The following is a 6,338-nucleotide window of genomic DNA, read 5'->3' as shown; positions in this document are numbered from 1 at the left end:
TGTCTTGAAGTGTAACTCATGTTAGTTTATATATACGGAAAAACCCTGCAAATACACGGAAAATCAGGGGCGAGCAGATTGCGTTAGTAAAGTCACGCAAGGATATTGAAAAACGGGATTTGGGTTACCTCCGGCCAATGACTCTTACGGTGAAAAAACCGGCTAAGAGCAAGCCATAGGCATTCGAGAGCAGCTTTTATAAAGATAGAGAAATTTTTAAAATCTCAAAGAAAATTATTCAGCAGGCAGGCGGTGAAAACAATTCATCGTCTGTTTTTTCATGCTCGGCATGGCGGAACCGGATTCAAGACGTCCCTATAAACCCGCTCGAAATGAAAACAGACAATCCCTGATAGCATGGACTTGCAAGCTTGAATAAACCTCTTTGCGCGCAGAGAAGATGGAGAAAAAGCAATGAAAGGGAACGCAAAGGCTCGAAGCCTGTTAAGTTTATCAGGGAATAAAACCGCTTTGCCATTAATATACATTAGACAGAGAGAGAAGTTTGGGGGTGGGGAGATGGGACAAGCGCAACTGAATATCGCAAAAGAAAGTCTTGATCCCGCCATCCTGGAAATGATATTGGATGCTCTGTCCTTTGGGGTTGCAAGGAGCATTATAAATTCGGCGGTCGAAGCCGTCACTCAATCCGCTGTTACGGATTCAGTCGATGAGAATTCGGATAACACAGAGAATTTGAATGACTCATTGACTTAATGAGACGCACTCCGTTATAATCCACCACCTGAGTGCGGACAAACGTAACAGAAAGGATGATTCAGGTGAAGGCTGCCGCCTATATCAGAGTCAGTACAGATAAAGAAGAACAGCAAAGCTCCCTGGAAAACCAGCGGGAGTTTTTTGAGAGGTACATACCCGGCAGGGGGGATGAACTGGTAGCCATTTACTGCGACAAGGGCAAGTCGGCTACCAAAATGCAAAACAGAAAAGACCTGCAGCGTTTGCGCAAAGCGGCCAAACGCGGAGAATTCCAGAAGCTTTATGTAAAGGACATCAGCAGGCTTTTCCGAAACACTCTTGACTTTATCACCGTTACCAGAGAGCTGAATTCCTACGGGGTTTGCCTGCACCTTGTCAATATGGGCGAGGGCAAGGATATTGATAGCTTCACTTTGAATTTGATGGCCATGCTTGCGGAGAATGAGTCTCAGCGCATTTCGGAAAAGGTTAAGTTCGGCAAGCAGCCCGGCAAGGAAAAAGGACGGGTGCCCAACTTTGTTTTTGGCTATGACAGGATCGACAGATATACCCTTGTACCTAATCCTGAAGAATGCGAATGGGTGAAGAGAATTTTTGACCTCTATACGGAGGAAAAGTGGGGCATGGCCAGGATTGCCTCATACTTGTATCAGAACAGGGTAAAAACCAAAAAGTTGAAGGACGGAAAGCCCAACTGCAACTGGTCGCAGAATACTGTCGGCAAAGTATTGAAAAACGAGATTTATATCGGCCGCGTGATCAACGGGAAACAGAGCAGCATTGATATATTCACCAATAAAAGGGCCAATAACCCTGAAAGCGAATGGTATATCGTTGAAAGGCCGGAATTCCGCATTATTTCAGACGAGCAGTTCTACAAGGCGCAGGAACAGATGAAGCTGAACGCCGAGGCTTATGAGGGCACGTTTACCCGGCGAAGCGACAAGCACCTGTTTTCCAATTTGATTAAGTGCGGGTCATGCGGCTTTTCTTACCGGCGCTATCAGAGAAGGCATTCCAAGAACAGACCCCTATATGTCTGGTGGACCTGCTCCAAGCGGAGCGCTTACGGAAAGAACCGCTGCGAGTCGGAATATGCAAGGGTAAATGAAGATTGGCTTAAAGAGGGCCTGGACAGGCTCTTTAATTATCTTATAAAGGATAAGGCAGCCTTCTTTGAGGCTGTGGAGCGCAAATGCAATGCCCTGGTCAGAGAATACATCAGGGAAAGCGAGGGCTATGACCTTGACGAGGCCAGGGAACAGCTTGAGGAATTGCAGGCCAAGCGCGAGCGCATCAAGAGGCTGGCGGTGGACGGGCTGATTACCATGGAGGAAGCAAAGCAGGACATGCAGCCTCTCAACGCCGAAATAGAAAGGCTTTCCTTCAAGTTAAACAGCACCGACAAAACCAGAGAGCTCAACAGGCAAATCAGGGAGAGCCTGAAAAGGTTTATGGAGGCCTTTGATAATTTTAAATTTACCGACAGTATAGACAATACCGACTTGAAGAAAATCATCAAGGAAATCCGGGTGATGTCCGAGGAAGAAATCTATGTGCATTTCAACATCAACGAGGACTTGGAGGGGTTGAGCTTCCCTATCCTGCTTTCCGGCACATTCCTAATGCCGCCTGAAACCAAAACCGACACCAATACTAAATACAACACACAAAGATATGACCGAACGGCTGCCAGCGATCAACAAACAGCTGGCGGCGCAGGTCAAGTATGTGCTGGAGCAAAACAAGGCGGAACGGCACCTGCGCGGCGGTGAGGCGACCAAAAGAAAATATAAGGAAGCGCAAGAAAATTAATCTAATTTTTTTTGAAGCAAAAAGGAAAAAACTCGATTAATGTAGAAGATATGAGCCACGGGAATTCTCTTTGCTAGGGGAAAACGAAAACTATGGGGGTTAGGGGGATTGGTGGCCTCATGTTCTTCTTTAATTTTGGCGAGGATATTGGAATTGATCTGGGCACTGCCAGCGTGCTGGTGTATGTCAAAGGCAGGGGTATTGTGCTTAATGAACCGTCTGTCGTGGCGATTGACAAGTCCGGCGGGCAGATCATTGCCGTCGGCGAAGAAGCAAGACGCATGCTGGGGAGAACCCCCGGCAATATTGTGGCCATCCGTCCCATGAAAGAAGGCGTAATAGCCGATTACGACGTAACCGAAAGGATGCTGCGCTATTTCATCGGCAAGGCCCTGCAAAAGAGGTTCTTTTTCAGGCCGCGGGTCATGATCGGCGTCCCTTCCGGGGTGACCAGCGTGGAAGAAAGGGCTGTTAAACAGGCGGCCGTTTCCGCCGGGGCCAAAGAGGCCTTTTTAATCGAAGAACCGCTGGCCGCCGCCCTGGGAGCAGGGCTTGATATCAGCGAGCCCAGCGGGTCCATGGTTATAGACATAGGCGGCGGGACGACGGATGTAGCCATCCTTTCCCTGGGGGGCATCGTGACCAGCAAGTCGATCCGCATCGGCGGGGACAAGGTCGACGAGGCCATTGTCCGCTACATGCGCCGGTACCACAACCTGATGATCGGGGAAAGAACGGCCGAAGAAATCAAGATGGAAATAGGTTCCGCCTTCCCGCAGGAAATGGAAAAAAAATCCACGGAGATCCGGGGCAGGGACCTGGTCAGCGGCCTGCCCAAAAACATCACCGTATCAGCCGTGGAGATCCACGAAGCCATCAGAGAACCCCTGGAGGCAATCCTGGGAACCTGCAAGGAGGTCCTGGAAAAAACCCCTCCCGAACTGTCTGCCGACATCATGGACAAGGGTGTCGTGCTCACCGGCGGGGGCGCTCTCATGCACGGGATAGACAAGTTCATTTCGCATGAGACGCAGCTTCCCGTGCACATCCCGGACAACCCCATCCAGTGTGTGGCCATGGGCACGGCCAAAGCCCTGGAACACTTGGATTCGCTGGAAAGCGCCCGCTCTTTCAAACGCCAGGCCAGGGTGACCAAAAGCTGACAAACCCGCCAAAAAGATTGGCCTATTTTTAATGGAGCGACAGGAATTTACATATGATTGACAGAATATAGAATATAATGCCGGCTCTGCCGGCCGGCGAAAGGGGGTGTTGTATGCTAAAAGGACTGTATACCAGCGCCATGAGCCTGGCCTTTTTACAGACCAGGCAGGAAGTGTCGGCCAACAACCTGGCCAATGTCGGCACCGCCGGTTTCAAAAAAGAGCAGGTCATCGCCAGGTCGTTCCCGGAGATGCTGGTTTACCGGCTCAATGACCCGGTCGCTGGAGGGGACAGGCCTCCTTACGTGGGCAAAATGTCCCTGGGCGTGCGGCTCGACTGCGCGGTAACGGACTACGGCCCGGGGAAGTACGAGCAAACGGAGGACCAGTGCCAGCTGGCGATCAAGGGCGACGGGTACTTTGTGGTGAACACGCCCGCGGGCGAGCGCTATACCCGCTGCGGCCAGTTCAACCTGACCCCGGAGGGCGTTCTGGCGACAACGGACGGGTACCCGGTCATGGGCGAAAAGGGGGAAATCTCCGTAAAAGGCGGGCAGTTTACGGTCAGCGCGCAGGGCGACGTGCTGTGCGAGGGGAAAATAACGGACCGCCTGCGCGTAGTGGCCGTCAAGAATATGGCCAAAGAAGGCTCTTCCCTTTTTCGCGGCGAAGACCCCCAGGAAGTTAAAGCTGAAATCATGCAGGGCTTCCTTGAGGGCAGCAATGCCGACCCGATCACCGAAATGATGAACATGATTGAGGTTATGCGGGCCTACGAGACCAACCTGAAGGTGATCCAGACCCATGACGCCGCGCTGGAAAAAGCGGTCAACGAAATAGCCCGCGTGTAAGAGGCCGGACTGCATGCCAGAGGCCTCCCGGTTTCCGACCGACAGAGGAAACCGTTACAGCGACTGCCTGACAAAAAACCATCAACCACCAAATCAATACTTAAGGGAGGGAGGCAAGCAAGAAATGATGCGCGCGCTTTTTATCGCCAGTTCGGGAATGCAGGCGCAGCAGCTGAACATCGACGTTATCGCCAATAACCTGGCCAACGTCAATACGATTGGCTTCAAAAAAAGCAGGGTGGATTTCCAGTCGCTGCTTTACCAGACCATAAGGCCGGCGGTTGCCTCGGAAAGCGGTTTTTTCAATCCGAACGGCCTGGAAGTGGGGTGCGGCGTGAGAGCCGCCTGCACCATCAACGACTTTTCGCAAGGAAACCCCCAGGAGACGGAAAACCCGCTGGACCTCTGCATTGAGGGGAGGGGATTCTTCATGGTCGAACTCCCCGGCGGCAGGGTCGGCTACACGCGGGGCGGGACTTTCCGCATCGACAGCAGGGGTTACCTGGTGAATTCCAGCGGCTACCCGCTGCTCTCCTCAAAAGGCAACACAAACGCGGAGGGTTCCCTGCAGGTCGAAGGGAAACAAATGAAGTACATTAAGCCCGACACCGATACCAACACCGTGAGCATCAGCCTGGACGGGATAGTTTCCACCGAAAAGGTGGGCGCCGATAATGCGGCCGCGCCGGTGATCGAACTGGCGACCTTCCCCAACCCGGCGGCGCTGGAATCGGTGGGCGGCACCACCTACGTGGCCAATGAAGTGTGCGGGAAGGCGGTCGTGGGCAGTCCCGCCGATCCGGGCATGGGCTTTTTGCGCTCCGGTTTCCTGGAGTCGTCCAACGTAAAAATCGTGGAAGAACTTGTTAAAATGATCATCGCCCAGCGGGCCTACGAGATCAATTCCAAATCGATCCAGACCTCCGACGACATCATGGGCCTGACCAACAACCTGAAGCGCTAACGGGGAGGCGAGAGCGGATGATGATCAACTCACTTGCCGGAAGCTCTCCTGCCGCCGCGAGCATTGAAACGGGCGTGCGGGAAAAGGAGAGCGGCGACTTTCAAAGAATAATCAGGCAGGTCCAGCAAGAAAAAGACGATAAAAAACTGAAAGAGGCCTGCCGGGACATCGAGGCCGTGTTCATTCACCTCATGTTAAGGCAGATGCGGTCGGCCATCCCGCAGGGCGGCCTGCTGCCGGAAAGCTCCGCCGCCAAAATGTACCGCGACATGCTGGATGAATCCTACAGCAGCCTGATTGCCGGCTCGCGCGACAGCCTGGGCTTGGCCGATATGCTGTACAGGCAGCTGAAAGAACAAGCGGGCGAAAGCAAATAAAATGACGGCGCAAAAGCACAAAAAAAAGAGCAGTTAACCCTGCTCTCATTTTTTTGTTCCACTTATCTCCTGTAAAAGCGGCGCGGTAAAATCCTGCGGGTTACCGGCCTGTTGCCGGCGTGATTGAGCTGCTCGTCTATATCTTCGATGCGCGTCAAAATAGCCATCCTGTCGGCCCCGTCTGCCGTGCGCCATGCGTTGAGCAGGCGCTCGCGTTCGGACAATAAAAGATTAAGCTGGTTTTCTGTCAAAGAATCCACCTCGTTTCTGGCTCAGTTCTGCGAAATTTTTCCCGGAAGATAGGTGCCTTTTCTATATTATAGTAGAAAAATAAGAAAATGTTAAGATATTTTTTTGTAATAAGAACAATTTATCACCGAATTATAAATATTACCATCAAAACTGGTTTTTACTTACAATTTTATCGTGAACAGGTAATCGCCGCCCT

6 protein-coding genes and 2 pseudogenes are annotated in these 6,338 nt (G+C 51.9%); 7 read left to right on the top strand and 1 reads right to left on the bottom strand.

Features of this window, described 5'->3' with window-relative positions:
- Positions 1 to 519 precede the first annotated feature (519 nt).
- From NUV48_10820 to NUV48_10790, 7 genes and pseudogenes are all read left to right on the top strand, one after another.
- Entirely contained in the window at positions 520 to 717 is a 198-nt protein-coding gene (locus NUV48_10820) for a hypothetical protein (GenBank protein ID MCR4442630.1), read from the top strand.
- Positions 718 to 773: 56 nt separating this feature from the next.
- Positions 774 to 1,832 (top strand): annotated as a pseudogene (locus tag NUV48_10815) (recombinase family protein).
- A 547-nt stretch (positions 1,833 to 2,379) separates the two neighbouring features.
- Positions 2,380 to 2,535: pseudogene (locus tag NUV48_10810) on the top strand (sporulation transcriptional regulator SpoIIID).
- A gap of 119 nt (positions 2,536 to 2,654) precedes the next feature.
- Positions 2,655 to 3,698 (top strand): rod shape-determining protein, encoded by a 1,044-nt coding sequence (locus NUV48_10805; protein MCR4442629.1) that lies wholly within the window; start codon positions 2,655 to 2,657, stop codon positions 3,696 to 3,698.
- A 113-nt stretch (positions 3,699 to 3,811) separates the two neighbouring features.
- Positions 3,812 to 4,549, top strand: a complete 738-nt coding sequence (locus NUV48_10800) for a flagellar hook-basal body protein (GenBank protein ID MCR4442628.1) — start codon at positions 3,812 to 3,814, stop codon at positions 4,547 to 4,549.
- Between the two features lie 124 nt (positions 4,550 to 4,673).
- Positions 4,674 to 5,513 carry a flagellar basal-body rod protein FlgG gene (gene flgG / locus NUV48_10795; GenBank protein MCR4442627.1) on the top strand — a complete coding sequence of 280 codons (840 nt, stop codon included), beginning with the start codon at positions 4,674 to 4,676 and terminating at the stop codon, positions 5,511 to 5,513.
- Between the two features lie 17 nt (positions 5,514 to 5,530).
- Positions 5,531 to 5,890 carry a rod-binding protein gene (locus NUV48_10790; GenBank protein MCR4442626.1) on the top strand — a complete coding sequence of 120 codons (360 nt, stop codon included), beginning with the start codon at positions 5,531 to 5,533 and terminating at the stop codon, positions 5,888 to 5,890.
- Positions 5,891 to 5,952: 62 nt separating this feature from the next.
- Here NUV48_10790 and NUV48_10785 read toward each other — a convergent pair whose 3' ends face one another.
- Complete coding sequence (locus NUV48_10785; protein MCR4442625.1) at positions 5,953 to 6,141, bottom strand: hypothetical protein; 189 nt, start codon at positions 6,139 to 6,141, stop codon at positions 5,953 to 5,955.
- Positions 6,142 to 6,338: the final 197 nt, after the last annotated feature.

It is taken from the genome of Peptococcaceae bacterium, assembly GCA_024655825.1.
Taxonomy (GTDB): Bacteria; Bacillota; Peptococcia; order DRI-13; family PHAD01; genus JANLFJ01.
The sequence above is the reverse complement of the archived record's forward strand: the minus strand, read 5'-3'. Positions and strand labels throughout refer to the sequence as shown.